The organism is Vibrio harveyi NBRC 15634 = ATCC 14126 = KCTC 12724 (assembly GCF_001591145.1).
In the GTDB taxonomy this organism is placed as follows: domain Bacteria; phylum Pseudomonadota; class Gammaproteobacteria; order Enterobacterales; family Vibrionaceae; genus Vibrio; species Vibrio harveyi.
Window position 1 is genome coordinate 1 of the sequence record NZ_BCUF01000078.1, and the last position, 14,806, is coordinate 14,806.

Sequence of the window (14,806 nt, forward strand, 5' to 3'; positions counted from 1 at the left end):
GGTTACTTGGGTATATCAGAATTCTATTTGGCAGAAGGGGCAATGTAGATCAAGTAGGTTAACTGACTTAAGTAAAAGTGACTTTTCAAACATGCTTATCTTTTCTAAAGCATTATAATCAACAGAAAATTATCAAATAGGATTAGATAATATGTTGCTTGAAGATCTGCAAGTCGTGCTCAAAGTCGCTGAGTTTCGGAGTATCACTGGGGCTGCTACAGCCCTCGATATGAGAACAGCAACGGCCAGTGCAGCAGTGAAAAGGGTTGAAGCTTCTTTAGGTGCGGAGCTATTTGTTCGTACTACACGCCATTTACGTTTGTCCAGCGCCGGCGAACGTTACCTTCCTCAATGTGAAAAAGCGCTAGAGATGTTAGAACATGCAAAGCAGAACATGCGTGAGGATCTCGATATCATTGATGGAGAGGTGCGTATTGCGCTCTCTTCTGATTTAGGGCGCAATTTGGTTACGCCATGGTTGGATGAATTCATGGATAGCTACCCAAAAGTCACATTGCGAAGCAACATCAGTGACAGCAACATAGATTTTTACCGTGATTCGGTTGATATGGCGTTGCGTTATGGTGCGCCCACCGATTCCAGTATGTATGGTTTTAAAATCTGTAACGTACCTCGATTATTGTGCGCTACACCCGAGTATCTCAATCTCGCAGGAACACCGAAGCATCCGCAAGATTTAGCTGAGCACAATGGGTTGCTTTATCAGTTGCACGATACGTTGCAAGATGTCTGGGGTTTCTCTGATGGCAGTGCTGAATACAAAGTGAAACTTAAAGGAAACCGAGCTTCGAATGACGGAGACTTAGTTCGACGTTGGTGTGTTTCAGGCAAAGGATTAGCCATTAAATCTTGTTTAGACATGTCGCAGGACTTACTGGATGGCAAGGTAATGAATGTCATGAGTGAATATAAACCGACGCCGACGGAGCTATGGTTAATTTGCCCAAGCCGACAGTCTATAACGCCAACGGTAAGGCTACTTAGAGATCTGTTTAGAGAGAAAACAAAAGCTATTCTGTCTGAATTAGTAAAAGAGAATGTATTAGATAGCGAAGTTTTAAAACTCTAGTCTTAACTCGTCGCCTTTTGTAACCACGAAAGGCGGCTTTTTTGTGTCCATTCGACGAAAATCACGACCTTTATGTTCAAGTTGATAGGTCTGACCGCAATATCGGAAAGTTCTTATTGTGTGTTGTGTTAAAGAGCCCTAGAATCCGCGCGCTTTAGTTTTTGTAATAAGCACAGCCAATGATTTTAATCTCTATCATTGTTTTTAGAACTTTATAGGCGAACTCGTCTGATGACACATTCATGAATAAGCATACTGCACCAAAATTCAAGGCAGAATTTCTGGCTCCTCGCTACTGGGGCACATTGATCATTATCGGCATCATGTACCTTTTTAGTCTCCTCCCATTTCGTGTTCAACTCGCGCTAGGAAGCGGAATTGGTCGTCTTGCTATGCGATTAATGAAAAAGCGACAAGTCACGATCAAACGTAATTTAGAACTATGTTTTCCAGCGATGAGTGAACAAGAGCGTGATGCGATTTTAAAAGATAACATCGACAACGCAGGTATTGCCTTATTCGAAACCGCGATGGCATGGTTCTGGTCGGATAAACGCGTGAACAAACACGTGACAATTGAAGGTATGGAGCACATCGAAGCGCTTGAGAAACAAGGGAAGGGCGTATTAATGCTAGCGGTTCACTCAATGAACCTAGAATTAGGTGCTCGTGCGTTTGGCATCAAAAAATCTGGTTCTGGTGTTTACCGACCAAACAACAACCCCTGTTTTGACTACTTTCAATACAAGGGACGCTCTCGTTCGAATCGTACATTGATCGATCGTAAAAATGTTAAGGGCATGCTTGAAGCACTCAATACTGGTCATCGCGTTTGGTACGCACCGGATCATGACTATGGTACGCGTCGCTCGACGTTTGCACCTTTGTTTGCAGTAAAGCGTGCATGCACTACGACAGGAACAAGCTTGCTCGTCGATTCAACAGACTGCGCAATAGTACCATTTACCATGGTTCGTGGTAGCGATGGTCACTATACATTGACCCTTCGTGCTCCTGTTGAAGGTTTTCCGAAAAATGCCCCAGACCAAGCGGCAGTGTTTGTAAACAAGATCGTAGAACAATCGATCATGGCATGCCCGAGTCAATATATGTGGTTGCACCGTCGTTTTAAGACACGCCCTGATGGTGAATGCTGTTTGTATAAACCTCAACTTGCACCCGCAATGTGAACACCAAGCCCAGACGTTTGTTCTGGGCTTTCTTTTATCTGTTGATTCATTTCCATAGGCTTGTTTGCCACAATATGGATATTCTGGGTTTAAGGACGTTTATGATGAGATTGTTTTTTGCAATGACGTTTGACGATGCAAGTAAGTCAAAGCTCAAACTGATTCAAGATAAGCTGAAGCAAAAGGGCATAGAAGGGCGTTATACCCGAAAAGACAACTTCCATATTACTTTGGCGTTTATTGGTGAATCGACCAACGAGGAAGCTCAGCAACTCACAAAGATTCTCCACACAGTTACGCCTTCTTGCGATCAGATTGTCGTCGATCATCTCGGCACGTTCCATCAAAGTGGTAGACAGTTAGCTTGGCTAGGCATCAAGAACAATCCCGCTATAGCAGAACGACAAAATGCATTAATAGAAACTCTAGAGCACCATGGGTTTGTGACAGAGTCACGCACGTACGTCCCTCACATTACATTAGCTCGACATGTCGAAAAACAAGCCCCTTTGGATGAGGTTCTTATTTCACCGCTAACAATACCAATTTACTCCATCGCATTGATGGAAAGTAAAACGATAGAGGGGCAATTGAGCTATCAAGTTATCGAAGAAGTCGCTTGTTCATCTTCTTGATGATGTTTATGTTATTAAAACTGTCAGCAATGGAGTAAGGAGGTAAGTAATGGAAATACTCGACTATCAAATGGATGATGCTTCGATACACGCACTAAAGCGCATTGTAGGATTAGAATGCAAGTTAATGACAAGTATTGATAATACGAGCCTTGAATCAGATCCGGTGACAAGCTTATCTCCATTGTTTTTTCAGATGCCTACTGGTTTTGTTGAGCTGACAAACGAATGGCACACAAGCCCCCAAGGTCATGACTTTCATTTGCCAGTAGCAAGGTTTGTCGATGAGCTGAATCCACAAGAGGTAAAGCTGACACAGCTTGAAGGCGTGAGGTTTTGCGAAGAAGCTAAAGTGATCGAGTGTATCGACGTCATTCGATTACGCAGCCGTAAAGCAGTAAAAGAAAATTTGGCTGATAAAGCGTTTGTCCCTTCTTCAGAAGTTGTTATCTACGACTATGGGCTCAACATTATGTTTGTTGATGGCACTTGTATTGCCGTAAAAACGGAAGATGATTCGATCTTGGGTGAGTGGCTTATTTCTAATGAAGCAATTGAGCCGTATCACCTTGAAGATGTTTACCAAGAAACATTAGAAATTCGTAGCCGGATAAGAGCTTAATTGGAGAGAGCAGCACGCGTTGCTCTCTTATTCAATCACGATCATGGAAAATAACCGCTAATACTCATAAAAGTTTGGAGGCTACGTGAGTTTACTTGCTGTCTTTTTTCGCTAAATTATCAGCTAACTTACCTGCAGTAATCTGAAATGCGGCAAGGTCGTCGTCCGACACATCTAGCGTCATCTTTTGAAAGATCTTGGCGTCGACCGTTTTGATCTTCGCTAACACATCATTGCCTTTCTCGGTGGTCAATAAACATTGGCTGCGCTTATCGTCTGGGTTTGGTGTTTTCTCAATAAAGCCTTCTTCAATCAATGTCTTAATTAAGCGTGTAACCTGCGCTTTATCTCTATTTAAGAAGTTCACTACATCCATTGCTGTGCAAGGTGACTGCTTACTGATGATTTTTATAACGCGCACATGCATAGGTGCGATAGGGAGTTCTAGTTGCTCTATTTGCTCGTGCAGTTGACGCTTCAAAGCGTGTACGAGTTGGAATAGATTATCCAGCGATTTTGGATTCGACATGTAACACTCCAAGTGAAAGTGGTTGACATTATCAACTAAATAACTATAGTTGACATTATCAACTTAATTGAAAGCAACTTCAAGAGCTAGAATTGAATAACAGAATCCTTAGCAATGGTGTTGATGACCATAACATCCGTGACCATCAAACCAAAGATTGAACGCTTTTTAACAAGCTGATGAATTTTGATTGGAGAAATGAGATGAGAAAAGACAACTGCTACCGCATCACCATTGAAGAAGTAAATGTTGAAGAAGGGTGTGAAGCAAGAAGCTTGAGTTTTGAAGTTCAAGATCGTGAAGACATGCTAAACATTGTTGAGAAGCTTAATCAGGACAGTGGATTAGAGCCAACTGATGCGACTCGTGTTGGTGTAGCGCTTCGCCTGCTGGGACCCGTGATGATGAAAGATCGTAAACATCCGTTGTTTATTGACTTTATGCCGCACTTTAGAAATTTCATGCAAAACTTGAAAAGCACAGTGAAGCGTCAACAAGCTCAATGATCGATTTTACTGTGTTTTATACCCAAGTCATTCTCGCTGAACCAAGCATCTCGAGGTTATTTGGGGATAAATTTAAAACTAATAAAAAGGCTGGTATTTCACCAGCCTTTTTGGTTTTTCAAAAGCAAATCTTACTTACCAAGATAACGGCTTTCTAAGTGTGCTTTAAAGTGTTTCGCGTTTAATACATCGCCTGTAGCTTGGCTTACCAAGTCGTCAGTAGACAACAAGCTGCCTTTACTCCAGATGTTATCAGATAGCCAAGTGAAGATTGGGGATAGATCTCCAGAGCGAATTGCTCCATCTACATCAACCGTTTGCTTCATTGCAGCCATGAATTGAGCTGCATACATTGCACCGAGCGTGTAGGAAGGGAAGTAACCAAAGGCACCGTCCGTCCAGTGAATGTCTTGCATACAGCCATTCTTGAAGTTCCCTTCTGTTGACAGACCTAAGTAAGCCTTCATCTTCTCATTCCACAGTTCTGGAACGTCAGTGTGCTTAATAACTCCATTCATGAGATCGCGTTCAATTTCGTAACGCAAGATAACGTGAGCAGGATAAGTCAGTTCATCAGCATCGACACGGATGAAACCTTTCTCCACGTGAGTGTAGATTTTCGACAAGTTGTCTTGAGCAAACTCAGGACCTTCGAAATGGTTAGAAGCCAGACGAGCAAGGTGTTCAACAAAGGCTTGGCTGCGACCTACTTGCATCTCGAAGAACAGAGATTGAGATTCGTGGATGCCCATTGAACGAGCTTCACCAGCCGTAGTGCCTGCTAATGATTTTGGCAGACCTTGCTCGTAACGCGCGTGACCTGTTTCATGTACGATGCCCATCAATGATTGCACGAACTCTTTTTCGTCGTAGCGAGTGGTAATACGAACGTCAGTAGGAACGCCACCACAGAATGGGTGAACACTTTCATCAAGACGACCATGTTCGAAGTCAAATTGAAGCAGCTTCATGACTTCCAGCCCCAATGCTTTTTGTTTTTCAGCCGGGTAATGACCGTTCGGAAGCAGGATGTTGTTGGCTTTTTGCTTCTCGATGGCTTCATCAATCATTGATGGTAACCATGTTTTTACGTCCGTAAACAACACGTCTAGAGACGCGGATGTTGTGCCTGGTTCGTACAGCTCCAGCATGGCATCGTAAGGTGATGTGCCAGCAGCTTCTGCACGAATTTGAGCTTCTTCTTGAGACAGTTTAACGACTTCTGCCCAGTTTTTTTCGAAACCAGTCCAGTCATCATTCCCACGTTGGCTACGCCACGCATGTTCACACTTAGAACCTGCGAGAGATTGCGCTTGTACTAAAGATTCAGGCAGTAGATTCGCTTGCTGCCAATCGCGTTTCATTTCACGCAGTACGGCTTGATCTTGCGTTGATAATGACTCTTCTTCTGCTTGTGCAAATAGATCACCTAAATGAGGTTGAGTCATAAGAGAGTGAATGTGGACATTAAGTTCTGCCATTGCATTAGAACGGGCTTCCGCACCGCCTGATGGCATAACGGCAGCTTGGTCCCACCCTACGATGGAGGCTAAGTGACCAAAGTTAGAGACTTTTTTTGAATGTTCGACGAGTTTTTGAAATGCGCTCATGTGACTACTCTTTGTTATGTTCTTTCCTTAAACGCCCCAAGTGGGGTCCTTGAACGTACTGTTCGAATCCCTCAGCTCCGACGCAGAAAAAGTGCCGCATCAAGAGAATGCCGATAGAGAAGTGTTGCTAATTTACTATTTATTAACAAACAATGCAGGTCTATTGTGCACAAATTCAGACACTTGTACACCTAACCAAAAGGAGCGTTGAGAAACAAAGCTAGAGTCAGCGATAGCTAATGTTCTTGAGTTTCTTGCCTAAGAGGGCGGCTGAATTTTTGAATGGCTTCCTTGCGACAGCTAACGTTGAGTTTTTTGTAAAGCTTGTAAACATGGGTTTTTACCGTGCTCTCCGCAACAAACAGGGCGTCAGCAATTTCTAAATTTGATTGTCCCTGAACAATACGATCGAGGATTTGTTTTTCTCTTTTCGTTAATGTGTTGCTGATTTCTTGAGAGCTGATGGCATAAGGTCTGAAATGAATCAGCATTTTTGCCATCAGTTTTCGAGGTAACCATAATTCGCCACTTAAGACGGCATCGATACAGCGAGTTAAATGCTCTATTGGCGAATCTTCATAAAGTACGCCTTTGAGATTGAGACAAGAAAAAAGCCGAAGATCAGAGCCCGTTTTCGGTACGTCATAAACCACTAAGTCGGTGTTTTTTGTTTTGAGTGAGATGTAGTCAGACAGTGGTCTTTCTTCCAATAAATAGTTAGAAATCAGAACAACGTTGTAGCTGGACAAGTTAATTTCTTCGTCTAAGCAATGGATGCTTTTACGGGTAAGTTTGTTTTGGGGGTTCTTTTCCAACTCTCGGCGAATAAACTGGTTTTGAATACAGTTTTCACCAATAAGAAGGATGTTAGATTCTAATTCATTCCTACGCGTCCCCATATTCATAACTAGCCCCTATATAATAGTTTTGTACTAATAATATTGATAATGTAATCACCTTAGTCTAGGGGTATAGTGCTCGCCACTTTTCTCTGTTTCAACTTTGCGACTGCCTAAGGTTGTTGCGAAAGCTTAGGTTCAATTGAGATCTGGAGCACATCGTTGTAGGTACCTCCCGGTTTATTTAGCGTATCGCCGATGATAAATTTCATGTTTTTGGCGTGTCCCTTAGATGGCGTATTTTCGCTGACTCTAGCACTCGCCTGATCTAGGTTAATTTGCTTAGAATCCAGATACATATCGTAGCTAATGTCCCATTGGGTGTCCGCAGATTTGTGTCGGAGCGCACCTCGGTTTGTTGATTCAAAAACCAAGTTATATCCGGCGTTACTTTGAATCCAAAGTTTGGGCGCGGATGTAACTACTTTATTGGATTGGAGTATCCCCATATCCAATTCGTAATGCTGTTGAGTCAAACCATAAAACTGTATTTTGGCCATCGGCAAAACAGTGACTGCGATATTTGTCACAGCTGGTAAAACATATTCGTTATTGAGCAGTTGTTCGGTTAATACTGTTGCTTCGAGCTTGCCTTGATAAATACCTGAGGCGAGCCATTGTTGAGCCGGATAACGTATTTGAAAGGTGATATCAGCGTTATTCTCTGTTAAGACGACATGCCATTGATTACCTTTTTGGTAACCGTTCCCGCCTTGCCATTCGAAAATTAGCTGGGCATTGGCTTCTCCTTTTAAAAAAGAGTCACCATCATCAATCTCTAACTTGACCGGAATTTGGCATTGTTCGCCTTCAATATTCGCGCGCAGTCGATATGTCGAAATGAGTGTGTATGCACCAGAGGCAAACACATCATAGCGTGCCTGCGTAGAAGCAGGTTCGACACTTAAGTTACTCATTGAGCAAAGAGAACCCGCTAATGCTGGGGGAGCAAGCAATATTAGAGTGATAAAAGGTTTAATCCACATAAAGCTCTCCTAATCTGATTAAAACATTGCTGCGTTCATCTAAAGTGATCACCACAGTCTGTTTTTCTTTTGTGTCGAGTGTGAGTTGGTATTGACCGGGGCGTAAGCCGGAGATTGCAAACAAGCCATTTCGATTAGTAAAGAATTCGATGGGCTGTTGGGTTTCGCTACCCAAATAAGTCGCCACGCCAGCAATGAGTGGGATAGGGCTGCCAGTATGTCGATCGAGTAATGTTCCCATTACGGTTAACACAGAATCTGAGCCAATCTTGAGTTGGTAACCGCGTTTGTAGCCAGGATTCAGCCAAAATGCCCCGTCACCTAAATCGTAACCGGGCGGTAGGTTCTCTACGTCATAACTGATCAATTGAGGGTTGTAGGCAACCAAGTCCGGTATCAATACATTGGATGCGCTATGGCTATATACGCGGGCGTTTTCACCGTCTAGAGTTGGATCGATATCAACATTGTTTTCTTCCAAGCTTGGGTGCTTAGACACCACTGCAAACGCTTCACGGACTGGGCGTCCAACTGTGATTGAGGAACCAGCAAAGGCAATCGCACTACTGACTTCTACACGCGTACTGTGGTTTCTTATATCTTCGTTCAAACTCTCCATACGCGTAGCGTGGTCAGCGATAACTTGAAAGCGGTTGGCAGAATAGTTAACGCCAAGGTCAATGTCAGCGTCGCTGTCTCGGCTGGTAACAACAGAAGCATAGCCTGACATGCCCCCAGTATTACCTACATTATTTTGATAAGTGAGGTCTAGTGCTGCTTGATCGACCTCACTGTTGTAGCGGCTGACTAATCGTGTGGAATCGCTTAATGGCCAGCTTAACGTGAGAGACGTATTCCATTCATCTGAACCGACGTCGTTGTTCTGATAGTTGACCCTTGCGCTCCATGTCGCAGGTGTCGAGAAGAACGAACCGGACAGGCTAGGGCTAACTGACCAATAATTCGCAGTATCTTCAGTGCCAGAGCGGTAATTGACCGTCATGGCTGCACGTAAATCGTCATTAATATAAAACGCACCAAACGCCGAGGCATAGTGAGTGGTTTGGTTGAGAGGAGAGTCGATAGTGTCGTAGCTTTCTACGCCCGCGAAGTTTTCCGATTGGTATTCATAGAAAACACTTAATTGTGGTTGCCAAGGGTTGTCATCATCAAATTCTGCATCGAAAGCGATGCGAAATGCTTGCCCAGAATCGAGAGTGGGATGATGGCTTTGAGAGGCGGACAATTCGGTGACACCTAGTGAGCTTGCAATTAAAGCCGTCCCACCATATTGGTACAGGTCTTCACGTTTTTGACCGTTTACGCCTAGCGTAAGCCATGGCAATACACCAACATCAAGATAACCATGTATCAATTTTTGATCGGTTTGATAATCGAGCTCGTTGTTATTGACCTCTGACGGCACGCCCGCCATTAAACTGTACTCAAACTCTCCGCTGTTAAGAAGGTCATTCCCCGTTGCGACAGAAAATTGAATTCTTTCGGTTTGCCCAGAAGAGTCGGTGATCACCAATTCGACATCGTTAGTACCTTGTGCGAGAGGGATATCACTCAAGTTATAGCTGCCTGCGCCCAGTGTCAGCCTCTGAACGACAATGCCATCGATAACAACGTCGACATTCGAGGTGCGTTGCAATGTAAAAGACTGATTGGCTTTAGGGCGCACGTTTCGAGTCGGAATTAAAGTAAAGTCACGTGTGATGCCGACTCCGAGGATGTCGGTACCATCTTGAAAGCTTTTGCCAGCGTTAAACATATCACCCAATACAAGGCGCGTTCCTTGTGAAGGAAAGTCGTAGTTTAAGCGCGTGCCTTGGCGGTAATAATCTGAGTCTTGAGACGATCCATTTTCAAAGGTGGCTTCATATTCAAGGTTGGCAGAACCTGCGTTTAAGCCCGATTCAAATCTTGTACTGTAAATACTTTGTCGGTCATTTTGCTCTGCTATGGTCTGAGTTTCATTCGCCGATGCGGTGACATTAACATAACCACTGAAAAAGCTGGGTTCAGAATAATTAAAATGTTCATTGTCTTCAGCTAACGATATTTGTCGCGTGACGCTCAATTCGTTAGGAACTGAAATGATGCATTCTAGGGTGGATAAATCAAAGGTAAGCCCAAGCCCGGCACGTCGAAAGTCTTCTTGAGATAAGGTCTCTGAATGGGCGTCTCGTAATTTCTCTAAGGCTGACTCGGCGACAGATGACGAAAGTAGGGCGATGGTACTGTCTTTCGGTAAGCGAATCTCGTCATCAGCGGTAATGGTGACTTGTGCCTGACCCAAGACGCTGTCACTGATTTTTAAAAGAGAGGATAGCTCGATATCTCGACCTGTTGGATTAAGCACAACCTCGCGTGCCCAACTGATGTTGATTTGAGCGATACATAAAATCGTTAATAAAATGAATAGGAGCCAAACAGCACTGCTCCGACGCTCATTGCTCTCTTCCATGATATTTTCCTACTGGGATTGCTTTCCGTGAACGCAGGGTGAAGGTAGAAAATGGTGGCAAAAATTGGTCACCGACTTGTTGTTGGAGCGAGTAATTTTCTGTCGCTGTTAACGGCTCAAAATACAGTAGTCGAGAGTAGGTAAAGCGTTCGCCAGTATTACGAATAACCAATTGTCCGGCATCAGAAACTTCCAAGGTGACGTCAGGCTGTTGGTTGTTGGAGTACACATGAAGCAGCGCGTTATAATGCACTTTAATTTTGACTCCGCTCTGCTGCATAGGCAAAGTTCTACTTTGTCCATTAGCACCCGTTAAATGAGCTTGTGTAAACCGTATAAAGTAGCTAGAGGATGTCTTTTGTACAGAAGGATCAAGCCATTGAATACGAAATACTTGCTTTGAGTTCGGTGCTAACATTGCTGCTGGTGGAAAAACCAAAAGTGCGTCGCTATTTAATGCTTTGGTTTCATATTGACCATTTTTCTTAAATACTAGCTGATGAATACTTACTTCTAGCGGCATTTTTTCTGTTGAATTATTTGTCACTATGATCTGTGATGTTGTATTTCTATCTGTGTTCAATTCAAATACAGTTGGTGAAATAATGATTGCATTACAAAAACCACTAAATAATAACAAGATTAGACATGTTATAGATTGATAGAACATGTTATTTATCCTGTTCTATTTCTATCGACAAATCTGACACGTCAAACCCTTTCAATGGTTTCATTTCAAAAAATCGTGTTGAATGAGGAAGTACAAGTGTGCCTGCGATTAACTTACTGATATCTAATCCTTTTAGGTATTTAGAATTACTACCATCCGTTAAATGCCAATTAGTATTCGTTAGCCTGCCATAACTATTACCATTATTCTCTACTTCAACAATCCATTTGCTTCCTTTTTGTTTGACACTTTTTATATCTAAGTTTGCCGATGTATTTTTGGGCTTAACATTAATTAGTGTATTGAATTGAAGTAATAACCCCATCTTAGCGCTTTGTTCTTCGCCACGGGCTACTTCAACCTGCTTAATGGAGACTCGGTATGCTTTTGATTCAGAGATTGAAGGATCACCCAAATAACGAATCATGACCGATTGAGAGCGACCTGGCTCTATGATTGCGGTTACTGGAATAACGAGCAATTCATCGTCTGCGGGTTTTGTTGTTTCTACACCTTGCTCATCCATGGTCATTGAAAAAGGATAGAGCTCAACAGTTAGGGGTACTCGGGATGTATTGTCGATACGCATCGACATTTGGGCTCGATTGCCTATGGGTTCAATCTCAGCAACCATAGGTTCAACCTTGTATGCGTTAGCGTAAGAACAAAATAAAAATGTTGCGACTAGGATAATCCATCGAGTCATGTTGAGCTCCATCAATGTCAGCTTGGTATGGCTGTGTAGAAAGGGAGGCTATACGCTTAGCCTCCCGGAGGGGAACTTAGTTAGAAGTCACGTTAACGGTTAGCGTATCTGAGTAGCCACCCGCCCATGTTGCCACTTCTGTTGTTTGTACAGTCAATGTCGCATCAACACCAGATGCTAGACCCGAAGAACCTGGGTATGACAGCTCACTAGAGACATCGTTTAAACCCGGGCCACCAGGTGCATTTAGATCAAATGATGGAAGACCTGTAGGCGCAAAAGTTGCGGTATAAGTTAGCGCGAAATCTTCGTCATCATCCGATTCAAGACCACCTTCAGAACTGGTCAAAGAAACGGTTGCACCATCGACATCGTTACATTTCATATCCAGATCGATAGAAACAGTTTGTTCTTGTGTTACATCACCAAAGTCGAGCAATTGAGTAGCAAGCCCTGATACTTCACATACTGGAGAAACATAACCCACTAATTGAACATCACCCGGACCTGCGTGAACTTGCGAACCGAAAATAGCTGTAACAGCCGCTGCACAAATCGTAAGTTTTTTCATAAAAAGATTCCTTTAACTTGAGAGATAACATACATGTTTAGCCCAAATCCCACCGAGCTAGCCTTTCTCTGTATCGAATACAGAACTCCTAGTTGATGACGCTGTTAATTGAGGGGAATACATCAATTTCAATCACGTCTTCGTAATAGCCTGCGTATAGCAAGCGGTCTTCTAGTGTTATTCTAATTTCTCCTAGTGCCGAGAAAGGAATAACACCTGAACTGTCAAAGCGTTTTTCAGAGAGCAAATCAATGCTTTTTACTTCTTCATGAATATTTGCTTTGTTAATGTTGATTTCAAATAAATACTCGAATGGTGGAATATTATCTCTTTTATCCAATTTTAGTCCGCCATTTTTTGAATATACGCTTACTCCGAGTGGTTGGTTGCAATATATGTCCAATGGTAGTGTTTTTATATTGCTGTCTGACAAGTCGATTTTTTGACCTGACGTGAAATTTATCTCACATCGGTCTTCTAATTTGCCAACAAGATTCATCGTTAAGGTATTTGCGTTACTAAATAGTGGCGCAAATATAAATAACCAAATTGCGATCATCAGGCAGCAATGAAAAAGAAGCATATATCCCATTTGCACACCAACTTTCGTTTATTTTGTGTTGTTGAAATAAACTATAATTCCTGATGGAAATAGAAGAGTAGTAAAGGAGGTTGATCGTTTTTATAAAAGTTGTAGAAATAGTAGTAACTCTCTTTATATAAGAAAGACCTTATACTCAAGTAACCTCGAGATGCTTTGTTTAGCGAGAATGACTTGGTTTGTAGACGCTACGTTGTTTTCCTTGACCTCGAATCAATGACAACGTTTTGAGCTCTGCATCTTAAAATCATTTGTGTGTATGCTTATTAAGTGCTTTTATGCGTATGGCTTTGTACGTTATGTGATTTTCAACGATGTTGATCACAAAAGTTGCTTGCGAATTGCGTGGATTGACGGTATTGATGGGTAATGCACAATCACTCACTACAAGAATATGGATATTTTGAATTTTGAGGCGTTCCTCATTGCCATCACTATTTTGACGCTTACACCGGGATTGGACACAGCTTTGGTGATTCGTAACACCAGTCGTGCAGGTCTTAAAGATGGTTGTACGACAAGTTTAGGTATTTGTTTCGGTCTGTTTGTTCATGCATTTTTCTCTGCTGTAGGCATCTCTGCTGTTTTAGCTCAATCCGCTGAACTATTTCAAATGGTGAAAATGGTGGGTGCTGCTTATTTGATCTGGCTTGGATTAAGTAGTTTGAGAGCGTTAATGAAATCGAATGGCGGCATTGCTGTCTCTGAACAGACCCACCAAGCGTATAGCGGTAAACGCTCTTTCCGTGAAGGCTTCTTATCTAATGTGCTTAATCCAAAAACGGCAGTGTTCTATTTGGCGTTTTTACCTCAGTTTGTTAACCCAGAAGGTTCTCCATTAATACAATCTATGCTTATGGCGTCTATTCACTTTATGATTGCGATGGTTTGGCAATGTGGTCTGGCTGGTGCATTAAATTCCGCGAAAAGCTTGTTAAAAAATGCAAGTTTTATGAAATGGATGGAAGGGGCAACTGGAGCGGTACTGGTTGCACTTGGTGTTAAATTACTTGTAGAAAAACCAGTCTAATGTATTCACTTGTTCGAATTCTAATTATCCTGATCGCTTTTATTGCGGCGCTTGCTGGTATTGTGGCTTGGAAAACCATACCTCAGCTTCACTTTGTTGAAAAAGGCATGCAATGGAACTGGCATTGGTCTTACTTCGAACCATTTTCTAATGGTATTCAAACCACACGTACTCAAGATACTAAACAGCTTTTATTGAGGCGCGTCTATTTGCAAGATTCCACCGTCGTCTTTGTCGGTACGACCTTAGACAACAAATTCGAAATTGATGTAGTAAATCAAGCGTCTTGTGAGCCAAAGAGCAGTAAATGGGTGTCAGTTTCAGTCAATGGTCAGCCGATGTCGCATGTACCAATGGTATGCGAGAAGACCGGTGAAACGTACATCTATCGATTTATCGGCAATAAGCTAAGAACGCTTGAGTTTGGTATTGACGATAGCTTTATTCGTGAAGATTTTACATTGTGGCCGATTTCAGAGATAAAAGCAGATCAGTTCAAACAGCAACACTCTGCATTTTTCAATAAGAAAGATGGTGGTGAAGATCATCAATGGCTCAGAGATTGATGCGCTATACCTAAGTATCTAGGAGTGACCTGGGTATAAATACAATATGATGAAATGAGAAAGAGACAAGTCGATCGGCTTGTCTCTTTTTTATAGCCAAGCATCGCGAGGTTATAGAGGTA

Annotated in this window: 16 protein-coding genes; 7 read left to right on the top strand and 9 right to left on the bottom strand. The window is 42.5% G+C overall.

Annotated elements, in window-relative coordinates; genetic code table 11:
* The first annotated feature begins 151 nt into the window (after positions 1 to 151).
* From VHA02S_RS23505 to VHA02S_RS23520, 4 genes are all read left to right on the top strand, one after another.
* Positions 152 to 1,090, top strand: coding sequence for a LysR family transcriptional regulator (locus VHA02S_RS23505; RefSeq protein WP_017819450.1), 939 nt, complete (start codon positions 152 to 154; stop codon positions 1,088 to 1,090).
* Between the two features lie 242 nt (positions 1,091 to 1,332).
* Positions 1,333 to 2,280, top strand: coding sequence for an LpxL/LpxP family Kdo(2)-lipid IV(A) lauroyl/palmitoleoyl acyltransferase (locus tag VHA02S_RS23510; protein WP_005451876.1), 948 nt, complete (start codon positions 1,333 to 1,335; stop codon positions 2,278 to 2,280).
* Positions 2,281 to 2,384: 104 nt separating this feature from the next.
* A complete protein-coding gene (gene thpR, locus VHA02S_RS23515; RefSeq protein WP_005451877.1) occupies positions 2,385 to 2,915 on the top strand; it encodes an RNA 2',3'-cyclic phosphodiesterase in 531 nt (176 codons plus the stop codon).
* Between the two features lie 49 nt (positions 2,916 to 2,964).
* Positions 2,965 to 3,537 carry a hypothetical protein gene (locus VHA02S_RS23520; RefSeq protein ID WP_038899146.1) on the top strand — a complete coding sequence of 191 codons (573 nt, stop codon included), beginning with the start codon at positions 2,965 to 2,967 and terminating at the stop codon, positions 3,535 to 3,537.
* 91 nt (positions 3,538 to 3,628) lie between these two features.
* On the opposite strand, the gene VHA02S_RS23525 is transcribed toward VHA02S_RS23520, so the two are convergent.
* A complete protein-coding gene (locus VHA02S_RS23525; RefSeq protein ID WP_017188109.1) occupies positions 3,629 to 4,066 on the bottom strand; it encodes a MarR family winged helix-turn-helix transcriptional regulator in 438 nt (145 codons plus the stop codon).
* A 203-nt stretch (positions 4,067 to 4,269) separates the two neighbouring features.
* On the opposite strand from VHA02S_RS23525, the gene VHA02S_RS23530 reads away from it, so the two are divergent.
* Positions 4,270 to 4,572, top strand: a complete 303-nt coding sequence (locus tag VHA02S_RS23530; protein ID WP_038899145.1) for a DUF3861 domain-containing protein — start codon at positions 4,270 to 4,272, stop codon at positions 4,570 to 4,572.
* A gap of 131 nt (positions 4,573 to 4,703) precedes the next feature.
* Here VHA02S_RS23530 and VHA02S_RS23535 read toward each other — a convergent pair whose 3' ends face one another.
* The 8 genes from VHA02S_RS23535 to VHA02S_RS23570 form a co-directional block, all read right to left on the bottom strand.
* Positions 4,704 to 6,182, bottom strand: coding sequence for a carboxypeptidase M32 (locus VHA02S_RS23535; RefSeq protein ID WP_005451882.1), 1,479 nt, complete (start codon positions 6,180 to 6,182; stop codon positions 4,704 to 4,706).
* Positions 6,183 to 6,418: 236 nt separating this feature from the next.
* Positions 6,419 to 7,087, bottom strand: a complete 669-nt coding sequence (locus VHA02S_RS23540) for a response regulator transcription factor (RefSeq protein WP_005451883.1) — start codon at positions 7,085 to 7,087, stop codon at positions 6,419 to 6,421.
* 107 nt (positions 7,088 to 7,194) lie between these two features.
* Positions 7,195 to 8,067 (bottom strand): hypothetical protein, encoded by an 873-nt coding sequence (locus VHA02S_RS23545; RefSeq protein ID WP_005451884.1) that lies wholly within the window; start codon positions 8,065 to 8,067, stop codon positions 7,195 to 7,197.
* Entirely contained in the window at positions 8,057 to 10,540 is a 2,484-nt protein-coding gene (locus VHA02S_RS23550; protein ID WP_038899144.1) for a fimbria/pilus outer membrane usher protein, read from the bottom strand. Before VHA02S_RS23550 ends, VHA02S_RS23545 begins: the two co-directional genes overlap by 11 nt.
* The gene (locus VHA02S_RS23555; RefSeq protein WP_005451886.1) at positions 10,524 to 11,210 is read right to left on the bottom strand and encodes a fimbrial biogenesis chaperone; all 687 of its coding nucleotides are present in this window, start codon (positions 11,208 to 11,210) and stop codon (positions 10,524 to 10,526) included. Before VHA02S_RS23555 ends, VHA02S_RS23550 begins: the two co-directional genes overlap by 17 nt.
* 1 nt (position 11,211) lies before the next feature.
* The gene (locus VHA02S_RS23560; protein ID WP_005451887.1) at positions 11,212 to 11,916 is read right to left on the bottom strand and encodes a fimbrial biogenesis chaperone; all 705 of its coding nucleotides are present in this window, start codon (positions 11,914 to 11,916) and stop codon (positions 11,212 to 11,214) included.
* A 76-nt stretch (positions 11,917 to 11,992) separates the two neighbouring features.
* Entirely contained in the window at positions 11,993 to 12,487 is a 495-nt protein-coding gene (locus tag VHA02S_RS23565; RefSeq protein WP_005451888.1) for a hypothetical protein, read from the bottom strand.
* An 88-nt stretch (positions 12,488 to 12,575) separates the two neighbouring features.
* Positions 12,576 to 13,079 (bottom strand): hypothetical protein, encoded by a 504-nt coding sequence (locus tag VHA02S_RS23570; RefSeq protein WP_227740473.1) that lies wholly within the window; start codon positions 13,077 to 13,079, stop codon positions 12,576 to 12,578.
* 403 nt (positions 13,080 to 13,482) lie between these two features.
* On the opposite strand from VHA02S_RS23570, the gene VHA02S_RS23575 reads away from it, so the two are divergent.
* Positions 13,483 to 14,118, top strand: a complete 636-nt coding sequence (locus VHA02S_RS23575; protein WP_038899143.1) for a LysE family translocator — start codon at positions 13,483 to 13,485, stop codon at positions 14,116 to 14,118.
* Positions 14,118 to 14,684: a hypothetical protein gene (locus tag VHA02S_RS23580; RefSeq protein WP_009696972.1), complete on the top strand. Its 567-nt coding sequence runs from the start codon at positions 14,118 to 14,120 to the stop codon at positions 14,682 to 14,684. Before VHA02S_RS23575 ends, VHA02S_RS23580 begins: the two co-directional genes overlap by 1 nt.
* Positions 14,685 to 14,806: the final 122 nt, after the last annotated feature.